At 64.6% G+C, this 15,757-nt stretch carries 14 protein-coding genes; 7 read left to right on the top strand and 7 right to left on the bottom strand.

Going from position 1 to position 15,757, the window contains the following annotated elements; translation table 11 throughout:
• Positions 1 to 111 precede the first annotated feature (111 nt).
• The 3 genes from SO140_RS27270 to SO140_RS27260 all read right to left on the bottom strand — a co-directional run bounded on the left by SO140_RS27270 (position 112) and on the right by SO140_RS27260 (position 2,666).
• The gene (locus SO140_RS27270) at positions 112 to 1,260 is read right to left on the bottom strand and encodes a class I SAM-dependent methyltransferase (RefSeq protein WP_498543436.1); all 1,149 of its coding nucleotides are present in this window, start codon (positions 1,258 to 1,260) and stop codon (positions 112 to 114) included.
• On the bottom strand, positions 1,250 to 1,498 hold the full coding sequence (locus SO140_RS27265; protein ID WP_474800074.1) for a hypothetical protein: 249 nt from the start codon (positions 1,496 to 1,498) through the stop codon (positions 1,250 to 1,252). Before SO140_RS27265 ends, SO140_RS27270 begins: the two co-directional genes overlap by 11 nt.
• Before the next feature lie 202 nt (positions 1,499 to 1,700).
• Positions 1,701 to 2,666, bottom strand: coding sequence for a tyrosine recombinase XerC (locus SO140_RS27260; protein WP_449380596.1), 966 nt, complete (start codon positions 2,664 to 2,666; stop codon positions 1,701 to 1,703).
• Positions 2,667 to 2,778: 112 nt separating this feature from the next.
• On the opposite strand from SO140_RS27260, the gene SO140_RS27255 reads away from it, so the two are divergent.
• The gene (locus SO140_RS27255; RefSeq protein WP_449380597.1) at positions 2,779 to 4,992 is read left to right on the top strand and encodes a primosomal protein N'; all 2,214 of its coding nucleotides are present in this window, start codon (positions 2,779 to 2,781) and stop codon (positions 4,990 to 4,992) included.
• Positions 4,993 to 5,246: 254 nt separating this feature from the next.
• Here SO140_RS27255 and SO140_RS27250 read toward each other — a convergent pair whose 3' ends face one another.
• A complete protein-coding gene (locus SO140_RS27250; RefSeq protein ID WP_449380598.1) occupies positions 5,247 to 5,750 on the bottom strand; it encodes a septal ring lytic transglycosylase RlpA family protein in 504 nt (167 codons plus the stop codon).
• Positions 5,751 to 6,397: 647 nt separating this feature from the next.
• On the opposite strand from SO140_RS27250, the gene SO140_RS27245 reads away from it, so the two are divergent.
• The 6 genes from SO140_RS27245 to SO140_RS27220 all read left to right on the top strand — a co-directional run bounded on the left by SO140_RS27245 (position 6,398) and on the right by SO140_RS27220 (position 13,361).
• Positions 6,398 to 6,958, top strand: a complete 561-nt coding sequence (locus SO140_RS27245; RefSeq protein WP_449380599.1) for a F0F1 ATP synthase subunit delta — start codon at positions 6,398 to 6,400, stop codon at positions 6,956 to 6,958.
• Positions 6,958 to 8,487, top strand: coding sequence for a F0F1 ATP synthase subunit alpha (atpA, locus tag SO140_RS27240; RefSeq protein ID WP_449380600.1), 1,530 nt, complete (start codon positions 6,958 to 6,960; stop codon positions 8,485 to 8,487). Before SO140_RS27245 ends, atpA begins: the two co-directional genes overlap by 1 nt.
• A gap of 147 nt (positions 8,488 to 8,634) precedes the next feature.
• Complete coding sequence (locus SO140_RS27235; RefSeq protein WP_449380601.1) at positions 8,635 to 9,510, top strand: F0F1 ATP synthase subunit gamma; 876 nt, start codon at positions 8,635 to 8,637, stop codon at positions 9,508 to 9,510.
• Between the two features lie 34 nt (positions 9,511 to 9,544).
• Positions 9,545 to 10,987 carry a F0F1 ATP synthase subunit beta gene (gene atpD / locus SO140_RS27230; RefSeq protein WP_284272803.1) on the top strand — a complete coding sequence of 481 codons (1,443 nt, stop codon included), beginning with the start codon at positions 9,545 to 9,547 and terminating at the stop codon, positions 10,985 to 10,987.
• Between the two features lie 141 nt (positions 10,988 to 11,128).
• The gene (locus SO140_RS27225) at positions 11,129 to 11,536 is read left to right on the top strand and encodes a F0F1 ATP synthase subunit epsilon (RefSeq protein ID WP_449380602.1); all 408 of its coding nucleotides are present in this window, start codon (positions 11,129 to 11,131) and stop codon (positions 11,534 to 11,536) included.
• 148 nt (positions 11,537 to 11,684) lie between these two features.
• A complete protein-coding gene (locus SO140_RS27220; protein WP_449380603.1) occupies positions 11,685 to 13,361 on the top strand; it encodes an adenylate/guanylate cyclase domain-containing protein in 1,677 nt (558 codons plus the stop codon).
• Here SO140_RS27220 and SO140_RS27215 read toward each other — a convergent pair.
• From SO140_RS27215 to SO140_RS27205, 3 genes are all read right to left on the bottom strand, one after another.
• Complete coding sequence (locus tag SO140_RS27215) at positions 13,358 to 13,861, bottom strand: RNA pyrophosphohydrolase (protein WP_449380604.1); 504 nt, start codon at positions 13,859 to 13,861, stop codon at positions 13,358 to 13,360. The two genes, SO140_RS27220 and SO140_RS27215, sit on opposite strands and share 4 nt — an antisense overlap.
• A gap of 41 nt (positions 13,862 to 13,902) precedes the next feature.
• A complete protein-coding gene (locus SO140_RS27210; protein WP_449380605.1) occupies positions 13,903 to 14,409 on the bottom strand; it encodes an RNA pyrophosphohydrolase in 507 nt (168 codons plus the stop codon).
• Positions 14,410 to 14,480: 71 nt separating this feature from the next.
• The gene (locus SO140_RS27205; protein ID WP_449380606.1) at positions 14,481 to 15,692 is read right to left on the bottom strand and encodes a divergent polysaccharide deacetylase family protein; all 1,212 of its coding nucleotides are present in this window, start codon (positions 15,690 to 15,692) and stop codon (positions 14,481 to 14,483) included.
• Positions 15,693 to 15,757: the final 65 nt, after the last annotated feature.

Below are 15,757 nucleotides of genomic sequence, written 5' to 3'. Positions count from 1 at the left end.
CGCAAGTCTTTCGAATTCGTATAGCGTGCGGCCGTAGGGCGTGAGCTCGAGGCGCTGCACGATTCGGGCGTGGCGGCCGAGGGCCTGCTCGAACTGACCGCTGTCTGTCTCTTATACACATTGATGCACGATGGCAAGCGCGATCACCGCGTCCGCGCCGCGTCGCGACGTCAGGCCCGATCGTTCGGTCTCCGCCCAGCCCTGGCCGGGGCTGGGATTCGCCGCGTCGCTGAAGAGCGGCAGGAAGGATAGGCCGGCGTCGGTCGCGCGTAGGACCGCGGATTCCAGCGCATTGAGGTCGGCGTCGAGCCCGATGACCGAGCGCGTCTGGTTCTGGAGCAGCGATTGCGAATACCGGCCCGTGTTGCAGCCGACATCCCATGCGTGCAGCGGAGCATGCCGGCGCGAGAAGCAGCCGATGAATTCCTGCTTCCCGTCCTCCTCGTCGTCCGCATACGATGTGTTCGCACTCTCATATTGCTGCCACTCGGTGGGCCCGACGTCTTTCGGGACAAGGCCGGCGACCCAGCCGCGCAGGCGCCGCAGCACCATTTGCAGCGCGGCCTTGGGCAACGGCTTCCCCTCGCGCGAGGGACCGTCTGCGCGTCGCCGCGCGCGCCGTTGCAACAGCTCGGGCAGCGTGATGTTGGTCAGCACATCGGGCGCCAGCCAGCGCTTCGGCCAACTGATCAGCGCGACGATCTCGCTGGTCGGGATGCCTTCCAGAGCGCCGCGATACCATGCGTTGTGCGAGATGCCGAACAGGGCGCGCAGCAGCAGCGGGTTGACGAACTGCTCGACGAATTGGCGCTGGCCGATCCAGTAGTCGCCGTTCCGGTACGGCACGAAGGACGGAATATCGATGAACACGGGCCTGACGCCGAAGAACTGAACATTGTAGGCGCTCGCATCCGAGAGCGTGAGATCGAACTCGAGCGCGCGCAAATGAATGTCGAGATGCAACAGCGCAGCGCGCTTGAGCAGCGCGAACGGCCATTCATAGGGGTAGGAGACGAACGGAAGTCTTGGATGCTCCAGAAGATGCCAAGCTCCGGGGGGCTTGTTCGCCGCAGCCTCGTCGGGGCTGACTTCCTCGGCTCCGATAATCCATCCCTTCTCGATCAGGTCGTCGTAGGCGCCGGACGATTTCAGGAGCAGGAAATTTCGATGGGCCTCGTCATTGACCGCGCGAAAGATGCGATCGCCTGACGAGAAGATATATCCGGAGGGATCGCGGAACGAGCCTGGATCACGCATCACGGTCGGGGGATCCGTTGGACCAAACCTCCGGCGGTGTCTTGGAGCGGGCGAAGAAGCCCAGGATCCGCTTTCCATAGGAGCGGACGGCGATGATGCCACCGGCAATGCCGGCGATCAGCCCTTGTACGGCGAAGGCGCCCGTGCCGGGATCCAGATAGGCGTAAGCGCTGCTCGGCATCAGCACGGCAAGGCCGGCCAGGAGTCCCACGATGACCACAGGAGAGTTTTTGTTCTTCATTGAACGCCCCATCACTGCAGCGGCGGCCAGAACGTGCCGGCACCACCGTCAGCTACGGAACGTAGCATTCCACCACAAGGCGTAACCTTAAATCTTGTCCATCAAGCCAAGTGTGACGGGCTGATGTGACTTTTGTGCATCTGTTGTCGCAATGCCGCATTTCGACGAACAAGGCTGCTTGGAAATAATCAGAAATAAATGCTCAGCGCCGCGGATGTGCGCTGGCGTAGACTTCGAGCAGCCGTTCGGAATCGATGCCGGTATAGATCTGCGTGGTCGACAGCGAGGAATGGCCGAGCAATTCCTGGATCGCGCGCAAGTCGCCGCCGCGTGACAGAAGATGCGTGGCAAAGGAATGCCGCAGCGCATGTGGCGTGGCGCTGTCGGGCAGGCCAAGTGCGCCGCGTAGTCGCTCCATCGCGAGCTGGATGATGCGCGGGCTCAGCGGCCCGCCGCGCGCGCCGACGAAGATCGGTCCTTCGGCTGCAAGCGGATGCGGGCACATCGCGACATATTCGGCGACCAGCGCCAGCACATTTTGCAGCACCGGCACCATGCGCGTCTTGTTGCCCTTGCCGGTGACGACGAGCACATCGCCTTCGCCGGGGCGCGGCACGTCGCGTCGCTTCAGCCCCAGAGCTTCCGAGATGCGCAGGCCCGAGCCGTACAAGAGAGCCATCACGGCGGCGTCGCGCACCAGGATCCAGGTCTCGCGCTCTTCGCCGGCGCGCTCGTCGGCGTCAGTGACGCGTTTGGCTGAAACCATCGGCAGCGGCTTCGGCAGGCTCTTGGCCACCTTCGGCGCGCGGATCGCCGAGAGCGCACCGACCTTGCCCTTGCCTTCGCGCTCCAGGAAGCGGCCGAACGAACGCAGGCCTGCAAGCGCGCGCATCAGGGAGCGGCCGGCGACGTCGTCGGCGCGGCGCATCGCCATGAAGGCCCTGATGTCGCTGGCCTCGAGCGCGGCGAAGCGCTTCAGCGTCACGCGCTCGCCCCAATGCGTGCAGAGGAAATCCAGGCACTGCCTGAGGTCACGGGAATAGGCCTCCAGCGTCTTCGGCGACAGCCGCCGCTCGGCGCCGAGATGCGACAGCCAGCGCATCATCTCCTGCGCGATGTCAGGATCGGCGCTGGCGAGCTCGATTTTCGGGGCGGCCGCTTTGCTCATGCGCTCTGGACGTAATGGTTCCGCTCAGTATATCGCATCACACCCGTTTACTGTTCGCTAAGGCCGCCCCACGGCGCTAGCTTCAAGGCCTTTAGGTTCCGATTCTCCGTCCATGGATCATTCGTCGCGCAGCACGACCGCTCCCCAGGCCATTTCGACCCGCATGGTCGACGTGCTGGTGCCGGTCGCGCTCGACCAGACCTATTCCTACCGCGTGCCGCGCGGCATGGAGTTGAAGGCGGGCGATCTCCTCAGTGTGCCGCTCGGCCCGCGCGAGGTGCTGGCGGTGGTGTGGGCGGAGAACGCCAATCCGGATCCGCGCCTGCACAACCGTCTGAAGGACGTCAGCGAGAAGCTCGACGTTTCGCCGCTCAAGGGCGAGCTGCGCGCGCTGGTCGACTGGGTCGCCAACTACACGCTCGGTCCGCGCGGCATGGTTTTGCGCATGTGCCTGCGCATGGGCGAAAATCTCGGGCCCGAGCGGACGCGCGCCGGCGTGCGGCTGGTCGGCGATCCGCCAAGGCGCCTGACGCCGGCGCGGCAGCGTGTGATCGAGGTGTTGTCGGACCGTCTGCTGCACGGCAAATCCGATGTCGTGAAGGAGGCAGGTGTTTCGGCCGGGGTGATCGACGGCTTGGTCGACGAAGGCACGCTGACGGTCGAGCCGTTGCCGCCGCCGCCTCCGCCCCCGGCGCCTGATCCCGCCTACGGACAGCCGGAATTCACGCACCTCCAGCGCGCCGCGGTCGATGCGATGCGCGCGCTCGCGGCCAACGGCACCTTTCATGTCGCCCTCCTCGATGGCGTCACCGGCTCCGGCAAGACCGAGGTCTATTTCGAGGCGGTCGCCGAGACCATCCGCCGCGGCAAGCAGTCGCTGATCCTGATGCCGGAGATCGCGCTCACCGGCCAGTTCCTCGACCGCTTCGCGCAACGGTTTGGCGTGCGACCGCTGGAATGGCATTCGGAGCTCACCCCGCGCACCCGCGCGCGCAACTGGGCGGCGATCTCGGAAGGCAGCGCGCCGGTCGTGGTCGGCGCGCGCTCGGCGCTGTTTCTGCCCTACGCCAATCTCGGCCTCATCGTCGTCGATGAAGAGCACGACCAGGCCTACAAGCAGGATGACGGCGTGCATTATCACGCCCGCGACATGGCGGTGGTGCGGGCGCATATCGCAAAAATTCCGATCGTGCTGGCCTCTGCGACGCCGTCGGTCGAATCCGAGGTCAACGCGCGCAAGGGACGCTACCAGCGCATCGCGCTGCCCTCGCGCTTCGGCGGCCAGCACATGCCGCATATCGAGGCGATCGATTTGCGCCGCGAGCAGCCGGCGCGCGGCCGCTTCATCTCGCCGCGGCTCGCCGGCGAGATGAAGGCCGCGATCGAGCGGCGCGAGCAGGCGCTGTTGTTCCTCAATCGCCGCGGCTACGCGCCGCTGACGCTATGCCGCGCCTGCGGCCATCGCTTTTCCTGCACGATCTGCGATGCCTGGCTGGTCGATCACAGATTCCGCCAGCGGCTGGTCTGCCATCACTGTGGTTTCTCGATGCCGCGGCCGAACGTCTGCCCGCATTGCGCGGCCGAGGAATCGCTGGTCGCGGTCGGGCCCGGCGTCGAGCGCTTGCAGGAGGAGGCGGCGTCGCTGTTTCCGCAAGCCCGCACCATGGTGCTGTCGAGCGATCTCATCACCTCGATCGAGACCATGCGCTCGGAGCTGAACGACATTGCCGAGGGCCGTGTCGATATCATCATCGGCACGCAGCTCGTGGCAAAAGGCCACAATTTTCCGCGGCTCAATCTGGTCGGCGTCGTCGATGCGGATCTCGGCCTTTCCAACGGCGATCCGCGCGCAGCCGAGCGTACCTGGCAGTTGCTCAACCAGGTGATCGGCCGTGCCGGCCGCGAGCAGGGCCGTGGCGTCGGCTATCTCCAGACCCATCAGCCCGAGCATCCCGTGATGAAGGCGCTGATCGCCTGCGATCGCGAGGCGTTCTACAACAGCGAGATCGAGCTGCGAGAGCGCACGCTCTACCCGCCGTTCGGGCGGCTCGCGGGCCTGATCATTTCCGCCGGCGACCGCCCGAGTGCGGAAGGATTTGCGCGCCGGCTCGTTGCGGTGGCGCCGCGCGACGAACGCGTGAAGGTGCTGGGACCTGCGGAAGCGCCGCTCGCCGTGATCAAGGGCCGTTACCGTTTCCGGATCCTGGTGAAATCCGCGCGCGGCTTCGATCTCTCGGACTATTTGCGCAACTGGCTTGCCGTGGCGCCGAAGCCGAAAGGCAATCTCAAGCTCGAGACCGACGTCGACCCGCAGAGCTTTTTGTAGCGACGCGCGCGACTCCATTCCCGTCGTTGCGGGCGCAGCATGCTCAACTGTCATCGCCCGACTTGATCGGGCGATCCAGTATTCCGAAGCAGCAATTGTTCAATCGATAGGTCGCGGCGTACTGGATTCCCCGCTTTCGCGGGGAATGACTGCGGAGGGTGAGGCGGCAGCTGCGCTCGCAGTGACAGCAAAAGAAAAAGCCCGCCGTCCCCCAAGACGGCGGGCTGTTTTTCGCGCGCTTCGCGCGTCGAATGTTACGAGACGACCTCGGCGGTTACGCGGCCGACGCCGGCGCCGGTCAGGCCGATGGCGCGGGCAGCACCGGTAGAGAGGTCGAGGACACGGCCGCGAACGAACGGGCCACGGTCATTGATGGTGACGATGACGCTCTGGCCGCCATGGGTGACGCGCACCTTGGTGCCGAACGGCAGCGAACGGTGCGCCGCGGTCATGGCGTTCTGGTTGAAGCGTGCGCCCGACGCTGTGCGGCTGCCGGACTCATTGCCGTAATAGGAGGCCATGCCCGAGAATGTGTGGCCGGAACCCGAAGAGGGCGCCACGGAGGCGTTGGCGTTCATCCAGGAACCCGTATTGGACGTGTCGCTGGTGCTGGCCTCGTGATGGTGGTGGTGCCGATAATGGTGATGCCGGGATTTGGCGGAAGCTTCGGTGGCAGTTCCACCGATGACGAGAGTGGCAGCGACGAAAGCGATCGCCGTCCGCGGTCGGGTTGCGCACCCCGTGTTCAATGACAACATTTATTGGTCCCTACGCTAGTATTGCCACATATGTGGCTAGTGGAGCCCCCATCAGTTTGTGAGCGATTGCGCGTTTCACGTCGCAATGCGGCATGAATTGGGCAGTAATTTCGTCATGTGTCCGGATGAGACATCTTGTTATCCGATCGGATTTTCGTCGGATATTTTGTTATCGCCGCCTTTAACGATTGGTTAACCAAACGATTACTTGTAAATACTGTAAAGCCAAGTTTTCAACCGACGCGTTGAGAATTTGATAAGTAATTGACCAAGTGAAGCGGCGGCGACCGACCTCACGTCTCTGCGAGCTGTGTTCATGGCCGGTATGCGAAAAAGGCAGGAACTAATTCCTGTCGGACCGACCGGGCGACCCCTTTTGGGTGGGTGCAGGATGGTGGCGTGGTGCCGGGTGGCGCGCTGTGACCGTGCCCACAGCAGGGACGGAGAGCCGCAGCCTTTAATTTGGCGTCATGTTGCACCTGCGCCCCTGCTATGTTAGCAAAGCCGCGATTTTAACGAGCCCGGCACTTCCCTGTGTCGGTCGAAAATCGAAGTCCCGCTTGAATTCCAAGGGCTTGGATCGCTAGGCGCCGCTTCGTGGCGACGGTTTTTCCCTTGCGAGTTTGACAGCTATAAAGAGCGCGTCTGTGGCTGCAGAAGATACGTCCGTTTCAGGTGTGTCCGGCCGTTATGCAACGGCCTTGTTTGAACTGGCCCGCGACCAGAATGTGGTCGATGCGGTCAAAGCCGATCTCGACCGGTTCGGCACCATGCTCAACGACAGCGCCGATCTGAAGCGCCTCGTCCGCAGCCCGGTGTTCTCGGCAGACAGCCAGTCCAAGGCGCTGTCCGCGGTGCTGGACAAGGCCGGCATATCAGGCATTTCCGCCAATTTCCTCAAGGTGCTGACCGCCAACCGCCGGCTGTTCGCGGTGGCCGACGTCATCCGCGCCTACGGCGCGCTGGTCGCCAAATATAAAGGTGAGGCCTCTGCCGACGTGACCGTCGCGGAGCCGCTCTCGGACAAGAATCTCGACGCCCTCAAGGCCGCCCTCAAATCGGTGACCGGCAAGGACGTCGCGCTCAACGTGAAAGTCGATCCCTCGATCATCGGTGGCCTCGTCGTCAAGCTTGGCAGCCGAATGATCGATAGTTCGCTTCGCACCAAACTCAATTCGATCAAGCACGCGATGAAAGAGGCAGGCTGATGGACATCCGCGCCGCGGAAATTTCCGCGATCCTCAAGGACCAGATCAAGAATTTCGGCCAGGAAGCTGAAGTCTCCGAAGTCGGACAGGTGCTGTCCGTCGGCGACGGTATCGCCCGCGTCTATGGTCTGGACAACGTCCAGGCCGGTGAAATGGTTGAGTTCGAGAACGGCACCCGCGGCATGGCGCTGAACCTCGAAACCGACAACGTCGGTATCGTGATTTTCGGCGCCGACCGCGAGATCAAGGAAGGCCAGACCGTCAAGCGCACCCGCGCCATCGTGGACGCGCCGGTCGGCAAGGGTCTGCTCGGCCGCGTCGTCGACGCGCTCGGCAATCCCATCGACGGCAAGGGTCCGATCCAGGCCGACAAGCGCATGCGCGTCGACGTCAAGGCGCCCGGCATCATTCCGCGCAAGTCGGTGAGCGAGCCGATGGCGACCGGCCTCAAGGCGATCGATGCCCTGATCCCGATTGGCCGCGGCCAGCGCGAGCTGATCATCGGCGACCGCCAGACCGGCAAGACCGCGATCGCGCTCGACACCATCCTGAACCAGAAACCGCTCAACGCGCAGCCCGACGAGAACATCAAGCTCTACTGCGTCTACGTCGCGATCGGCCAGAAGCGTTCGACCGTCGCCCAGTTCGTGAAGGTGCTGGAAGAGCAGGGAGCGCTGGAATATTCGATCGTCGTCGCCGCCACCGCCTCCGATCCGGCGCCAATGCAGTACATCGCCCCCTTCACCGGCTGCACCATGGGCGAGTACTTCCGCGACAACGGCATGCACGCCGTCATCATCTATGACGATCTGTCCAAGCAGGCCGTCGCCTACCGCCAGATGTCGCTGCTGCTGCGCCGCCCGCCGGGCCGCGAAGCCTATCCGGGCGACGTGTTCTACCTGCACTCCCGCCTGCTCGAGCGCGCGGCGAAGCTCAACAAGGACCAGGGCTCGGGCTCGCTGACGGCGCTGCCGGTCATCGAAACCCAGGCCAACGACGTGTCGGCCTACATTCCGACCAACGTCATCTCGATCACCGACGGCCAGATCTTCCTGGAAACCGATCTGTTCTTCCAGGGCATCCGCCCCGCGGTGAACGTCGGTCTGTCGGTGTCGCGCGTCGGCTCTTCGGCGCAGACCAAGGCCACCAAGAAGGTCGCCGGCAAGATCAAGGGCGAGCTCGCGCAATACCGCGAAATGGCGGCGTTCGCGCAGTTCGGCTCCGACCTCGACGCCTCGACCCAGCGCCTGCTCAACCGCGGCTCGCGCCTGACCGAGCTTCTGAAGCAGCCGCAGTTCTCGCCGCTGAAGATGGAAGAGCAGGTCTGCGTGATCTGGGCCGGCACCAACGGCTATCTCGATCCGCTGCCGATCAACAAGGTGCGGGCGTTCGAGGACGGCCTGTTGTCGCTGCTGCGCGGCAAGAACGTCGAGATCCTCAATGCGATCCGCGACAGCCGTGACCTCTCGGACGACACGGCGGCCAAGCTGAAAGGCGTGGTCGAAGGCTTCGCGAAGTCCTTCGCCTAACAAAAAGCCGTCATGGCCGGGCTTGTCCCGGCCATCCACGCGCTTCCGCGTGGAGAGCAAGACGTGGATGGCCGGGACAAGCCCGGGCATGACGAATGGATAGGGTTGCGGTTGGACTAGAAGTCGGACCGTCGGGGTGAACGAAGAATGGCGTCTCTCAAAGACATGCGGGTCCGCATCGCCTCCACCAAGGCGACGCAGAAGATCACCAAGGCCATGCAGATGGTGGCGGCGTCGAAGCTGCGCCGCGCCCAGAGTGCCGCCGAAGCGGCGCGGCCCTATGCGGACAAGATGTCTGCCGTGATCGCCAATATCGCCAGCGCCGCGGCGGGCTCGCCCGGCGCGCCTGCGCTGCTCACGGGCACCGGCAAGGATCAGGTCCACCTGCTCCTGGTCTGCACCGGCGAGCGCGGCCTGTCGGGCGCATTCAACTCCTCGATCGTGCGTCTGGCGCGCGAGCGCGCGTTGGCCCTCCAGAACGAGGGCAAGGAAGTCAAATTCTTTTGCGTCGGTCGCAAGGGCTATGAGCAGCTCCGTCGCCTGTTCGACAAGCAGATCGTCGAGCACCTGGATCTTCGCGCTGTCCGCCAGCTCGGCTTCGTCAACGCCGAGGATATCGCCAAGAAGGTGCTGGCGCGCTTCGAGGCCGGCGAGTTCGACGTCTGCACGCTGTTCTACTCGCAATTCAAGTCGGTGATTGCACAGATCCCGACCGCCCAGCAGGTGATCCCGCTGGTCGTCGAGGAGCCCGCCGCCGGCGCCAGCACGACGTCCTACGAATACGAGCCGGAAGAGGACGAGATCCTCACCCGCCTCCTGCCGCGCAATCTTGCGGTGCAGGTCTTCCGCGCGCTGCTCGAGAACAACGCTTCGTTCTATGGCGCGCAGATGTCGGCGATGGACAACGCCACCCGCAACGCCGGCGAAATGATCCGCAAGCAGACGCTGGTCTACAACCGCACGCGTCAGGCTCAGATCACCAAGGAACTCATCGAAATCATCTCCGGCGCAGAAGCAGTCTGACCGGAAGCGAAATTCGGATCGAAGGAGACAGTAAATGGCTACAGCAGCCACCCAGATCGGTCGCGTCACCCAGGTCATGGGCGCCGTTGTCGACGTGCAGTTCGAAGGCCACCTGCCGGCCATTCTCAACTCGCTGGAGACCAAGAACGGCAACAACCGCCTGGTGCTGGAAGTCGCGCAGCACCTCGGCGAATCGACCGTCCGCACGATCGCGATGGACGCCACCGAAGGTCTGGTGCGCGGTCAGGAAGTGACCGACACCGGTCAGCCGATCTCGGTTCCCGTGGGTGACGGCACGCTGGGCCGCATCATGAACGTCATCGGCGAGCCGATCGACGAAGCTGGTCCCATCAAGGCCGAGGGCATTCGCGCGATCCATCAGGAAGCGCCGACCTATACCGACCAGTCGACGGAAGCTGAAATTCTCGTCACTGGTATCAAGGTCGTCGATCTGCTTGCTCCGTACGCGAAGGGCGGCAAGATCGGCCTGTTCGGCGGCGCCGGCGTCGGCAAGACCGTGCTGATTCAGGAGCTGATCAACAACGTCGCCAAGGCGCACGGTGGTTACTCCGTGTTCGCCGGCGTCGGCGAGCGCACCCGCGAGGGCAACGACCTCTATCACGAGTTCATCGAATCCAAGGTCAACGCCGATCCGCACAATCCGGATCCGAGCGTGAAGTCGAAGTGCGCGCTGGTGTTCGGCCAGATGAACGAGCCGCCGGGCGCGCGTGCCCGCGTCGGCCTCACCGGTCTGACCGTCGCCGAGCACTTCCGCGACCAGGGCCAGGACGTGCTGTTCTTCGTCGACAACATCTTCCGCTTCACCCAGGCCGGCTCGGAAGTGTCGGCGCTGCTTGGCCGTATTCCTTCGGCGGTGGGTTATCAGCCGACGCTCGCCACCGACATGGGCGCGCTGCAGGAGCGCATCACCACCACGCAGAAGGGCTCGATCACCTCGGTGCAGGCCATTTACGTGCCGGCCGACGACTTGACCGATCCGGCGCCCGCAACCTCGTTCGCGCATCTTGACGCGACCACCGTGCTGTCGCGCGCGATCTCGGAAAAGGGCATCTACCCGGCGGTGGACCCGCTCGACTCGACCTCGCGCATGCTCTCGCCGCTCGTCGTCGGGCAGGAGCACTACGACACCGCTCGCCAGGTCCAGCAGGTGCTGCAGCGTTACAAGTCGCTCCAGGACATCATCGCCATTCTCGGCATGGACGAGCTTTCGGAAGAGGACAAGCTGACGGTGGCCCGCGCCCGCAAGATCGAGCGCTTCCTGTCGCAGCCGTTCCACGTCGCCGAAGTCTTCACCGGCTCGCCCGGCAAGTTCGTCGACCTCGCGGACACCATCAAGGGCTTCCGCGGCCTCTGCGAAGGCAAGTACGACCACCTCCCGGAAGCCGCCTTCTACATGGTCGGCACCATCGAAGAGGCGGTCGAGAAGGGCAAGAAGCTGGCCGCTGAAGCGGCCTAAGCCGTCTCAACTCGTCATCGCCGGGCAAAAGCGCGAAGCGCGTCTTCAACCTAACAACCCGGCGATCCATCGAAAGAGAACTTTGATGGATGGACCCGCGGGTCAAGCCCGCGGGTGACAACCGAAGCAAGCGGAAACATCATGGCCACCTTCCACTTCGATCTCGTCTCTCCCGAAAAGCTCGCCTTCTCCGGCGAGGTCGATCAGGTCGACATTCCCGGCTGGGAAGGTGATTTCGGCGTGCTCGCCGGACATGCGCCCGTCGTGGCTGCGGTGCGACCGGGCATCCTGACCATCATCGCCGGCGGCCAGAAGCAGAAGGTCATCGTGACCGGTGGTCTCGCCGAAGTCTCCGACAATCGCCTGACGGTCCTCGCCGACGTCGCCACCTCGATCGACGAGCTCGACCGGGCGCAGTTCGCCGATACCATCACGCAGATGCAGGAGAAGCTCTCGGAGAAGGAAGGCGGTGAACTCGATCTCGCGATCGCGCGCCTCGACCACTACAAGAGCATCCAGCATCAGCTCAACACGACGGCGATGCACTAAGCCCCGGGGCACCGCTCCGGGGCTCGCACAAAAATTTCTGAATGAATTCAGCGCTCGTCATCGAAGTGACGGGCGCTGAAACCTTATTGCACCGCGTCTTGGATAACGGCATTCTGCCGCTGCAATTGGAGTTCCGGGGCTGGTGCAGATGAAACGCAAGATCGCGGCGATCTTCGCAGCCGATATTGCCGGCTATTCCAGGCTGGTCGCGGAAGACGAAGAGGAGACGCTGCGGCGTCTGGCGTCCTATCGGGCGGTCGTCGACGATTTCATCGCCAAAGCCGGCGGGCGTATCTTCAACACCGCCGGCGATGCCGTTCTCGCGGAATTTCCGAGTGCAGTGGATGCGGTGCGCTGCGCGATCGACATCCAGGAGTCCTTGCGGACCCGCAACATGGCCTACCCGCCGAGCCGGCAGATGTCGTTCCGCATCGGCATCACCATTGGCGACGTGGTCGAGCGTGACGGCGATCTCTTGGGCGACGGCGTCAACATCGCCGCGCGCCTCGAAGGGCTCGCCGAAGTCGGCGGCATCTGCGTCTCGCGCGCCGTGCACGAGCAGGTCGCCAACAAGCTCTCGGTGCAGTTCGCCGATATCGGCGCGCAGGAGGTCAAGAACATTCCGACCCCCGTGCACGCCTACATGGTCGCGATGCGCCGCGAGGACGGAAGTTATTCGACGCCGCAGGTCAAGAAGCCGGGCGCGAAGGCCGCTCCGACGCCGAACTGGATGTGGCCTCTGGTGGTCGCGGTGGTCTCCATCGTCGCGATCGGCGTCGCGGGCTTTCTCTATTTCACCAAGCTGGAGCAGTCGTCGATGGCGGTTGCGACCTCGAGCGCGGTGCCAAGTACAGCTGCCACGCCGACCAGCGCGGCGCCGTCGGCCAGCCTGGCGGCAAAGGCAGCCGCAAGCGCGCCGACTGCGACCCCGACAACAACCCCGACCGCGACCGCAGCAGCCTCACCAAGTCCGGCCCCGTCGCCGCCGGTTGCCTCAGCAGCCGCCAAGTTTCCGGCCGACATCGTCCCGTTCGTCAGCGACCGTGTCCGTGGCTATCTCGGCAACGAATACGGGCCGGCGCCCGACTACAAAGCGTTCGCCTTGAACATTGCCGGCTTCACCGGCGCGGCGCTCAATCAGCCGAGCGAGGACGCCGCACGAAACGCCGCCATCGAACAGTGCCAGAAGCGGGCCGATACCGCGCAATCGCCGCGCCGCTGCGAGATCTACGCGGTCGGCAACAACGTGGTCTATGCGCACGGCAAGCCGCCGATGCCGCCGCAGCCCTTCATGCGGCATGACGCAATGACCGAGCGTGCATTCACGTCGAAGGACGTGCCGCTGATGCGCGATCCCGGCAAGCAACGGCTCGAGACCATGTTCGCCCCGGCGGCCAAGTCGCGGGCGCTCGCGCTCGGCCCTGGCGGCGGTCAGTATTTCATGAATATCGGCGCGTCGTCGCCCGACGAGGCGACGCGGCGCGCACTGGAATCCTGCGGCGCGATCGCCGGTGCCGCCTGCATGATCGTCGCGGTCGACGACAATTTCGTCGTGCCGATTCCGAGCCTGTTCAAGGTCACCGGGTTCTTCCACGCCGCAGGCAATGCCTCGATCGCGGCTGACGCGCGCGATGACGTCGTGCGCAAGCTTGGCGATGCGGGGGGCTGGAACGCGGTGGCCGTCGGCACCACGGGACGTCCGGGCCTCGGCCTGAAAGCCAGTGACGAGCAGGGCGCCGTCAATACGGCGCTCGCCGATTGCGCCAAGCGCGACAGCGATTGCCACGTCATCGCCATCGGCCCGTTCACGGTGGGACCGAACTAGCGGGACGCAAAGCGTGTGAACTGCTGCGCCACGGCGCGATAAACCTCGCGGCGGAACGGCACCACGAGATCGGCGACACGGTCGAGACGCTCCCAGCGCCAGGCGTCGAATTCCGCGGGCTGGCCGTTGCGCGGCGTCAGCGGATCGATCTCCTCATCACGCCCCGTGAAACGCAGCGCAAACCATTTTTGCCGCTGGCCGCGGAATTTCGCCAGGCGATGCGTTTGCGGTCCGTCATAGGGCGGAAATTCGTAAGCGAGCCAGTCGGTCTCGCCGAGGTATTCGGCACTCTTGACGCTGGTCTCTTCCCAGAGCTCGCGCATGGCAGCATCGTGCAGGTTCTCGCCTTCGTCGACGCCGCCTTGCGGCATCTGCCAGTCGAGGCCAGGCAGGATGATCTCGGGGCCGTCACCGCGGAAGCGATGGCCGATCAGCACCAGGCCGTCGGCATTGAACAGCGCGATCCCGACATTGGGACGATAGGGTTTTTGATTTGTCATGAGCGCTTTTCTCTCCGTCATTCCGGGAATGACGGTGCAAATTAATCGTGCGCCAGCGCGGCAAATTCCTGCACCACGCGATCATAGACCGGGCGCTTGAAGGGAATGATCAGCGAGGAAAGATTCTTCATCGGCTCCCAGCGCCAGGTGACGAATTCCGCCTTGTGGCCGCCGCCACCGGGGTGGGCGACGTCGATCTCGCTGTCCTTGCCAGTGAAGCGCATGGCGTACCATTTCTGGCGCTGGCCGCGGTAACGGCCCTTCCAGGCGCGGCCCGCGACCGTGCGCGGAATGTCGTAGGTGAGCCAGTCGGCGACCTCGCCGAGCCGTTCCACCGAGCGCACGCTGGTCTCCTCATAGAGCTCGCGCATGGCGGCTTCCCAGGTATCCTCACCGGGATCGACGCCGCCTTGCGGCATCTGCCAGACATGGGTTTCGTCAACATGCTCGATGCCGCCGGCGCGGCGCCCGATGAAGACCAGTCCGTCCTTGTTGAGCAGCATCACACCGACGCAGGTCCGGTAGGGCAGATCCTCGTAACGCGTCATTCCGCCAAACCTCTCACCACTCGTGGTCGACCCTTTCGGCCCCGTGGGACCTGTTGTGCCAATCCGTTGATTCAGCTGGATTTTGATTTCAACATCGCGGTTGTCAATGGCACCAAGAGGACACCGCGGTCCGGAAGCGTCTTGATCCAGGAACCTAACCGCTCGATCGAGACGGGGAGGGCGGACGCGATGCCGATGGCGACGCCACGCTCGCGGGCGATGGATTCGAGCTTGTTCAGGGCGCGATCGATCTCGGCGCCGGTCGGCACCGCGTCGATCGCGATATCACCCTTGCCGAACGGCATGGCCTGGCTTGCTGCGGCCTGGGGCGCGACGCTGCGCGGCGAGGAACCGTCGTCGAAGAAGCCGAGCCCGCGCTTGGCCGCCTCGCGCACGATCGGCTGCATCGCCGCGTCGGTGGCGATGAAGCGTGCGCCCATGAAATTGGCGAGCCCGGCATAGCCCTGCATCCGGCTCAAATGCCAGTACAGCCGGTCCATGTTCTGCTCGGTGCTCAGCGAAGTCAGCAGGGTCTGCGGGCCCGGATCATTGTCGGGGAAGTCGTAGGGCTCCATCGGGATCTGGAGGAAGATCTCGTGGCGCTGGGCGCGGGCGCGCTCGGCGAGTTTTCCAGGATCTGATCCATAAGGCGTGAAGGCCAGCGTCACCGCGCCCGGCAGCTTCATGATCGCATCAGCGGTCTTGGCAGCACCGACGCCGAGCCCGCCGATGACGATCGCGACAACGGGCGTCTTCGCCGCCTTGGCGCGGTCGGCTTCCGCCGCATAGGCCGTGAACGGCTTCAGGTCGGCGGCCGCGACCGGGATCATGCCGTAGCGCGACTTCTCGAGCAGCCGCTGGTCGATCCCGGACATGATGGGCGGCGCTGCGGCGGCAGGCTCGCCCTTGTCTGCAGGCTCGCCGCCGCTGCCGATCACGACGTCATGGCGGGCGCCGCTGGAGCCGTCGATGATGGTGACGGTCTTCTGGTCGCCGGGCGCAGTCTGCTTCGGCGCCGCCTTGGTCTCATGGCCCGAACTTTCGGGCGCGGCCGCCGCCGGCTTGTCCTCGGCCGTCTTCTGCTCGCGGATGGCAACGCGCGTGATCGGCTCGCCGCCGAGCGGATCCTTGTTGAAGATCGCAAAGCCGGCAAAGGTCGCGAGGAACAGGAGAAGCAGGCCGGCGATCACCTGCAGTCCCGTGAACGGCAACCGCAGCCGGCGTTTCCGGCGCGGCTTGTCCTGTCCGAGCGGGGCGCTCAGATCATCGGCCGTTTCAGTCATGCGAGATCCCGAATCACTCGGCAATGACGATACCACGACGCGGTCAAGCGGCGGCAGGCCGGGGG

The organism is Bradyrhizobium sp. UFLA05-108 (genome assembly GCF_059803455.1).
This window is presented reverse-complemented; position numbering and strand designations above follow the sequence as displayed.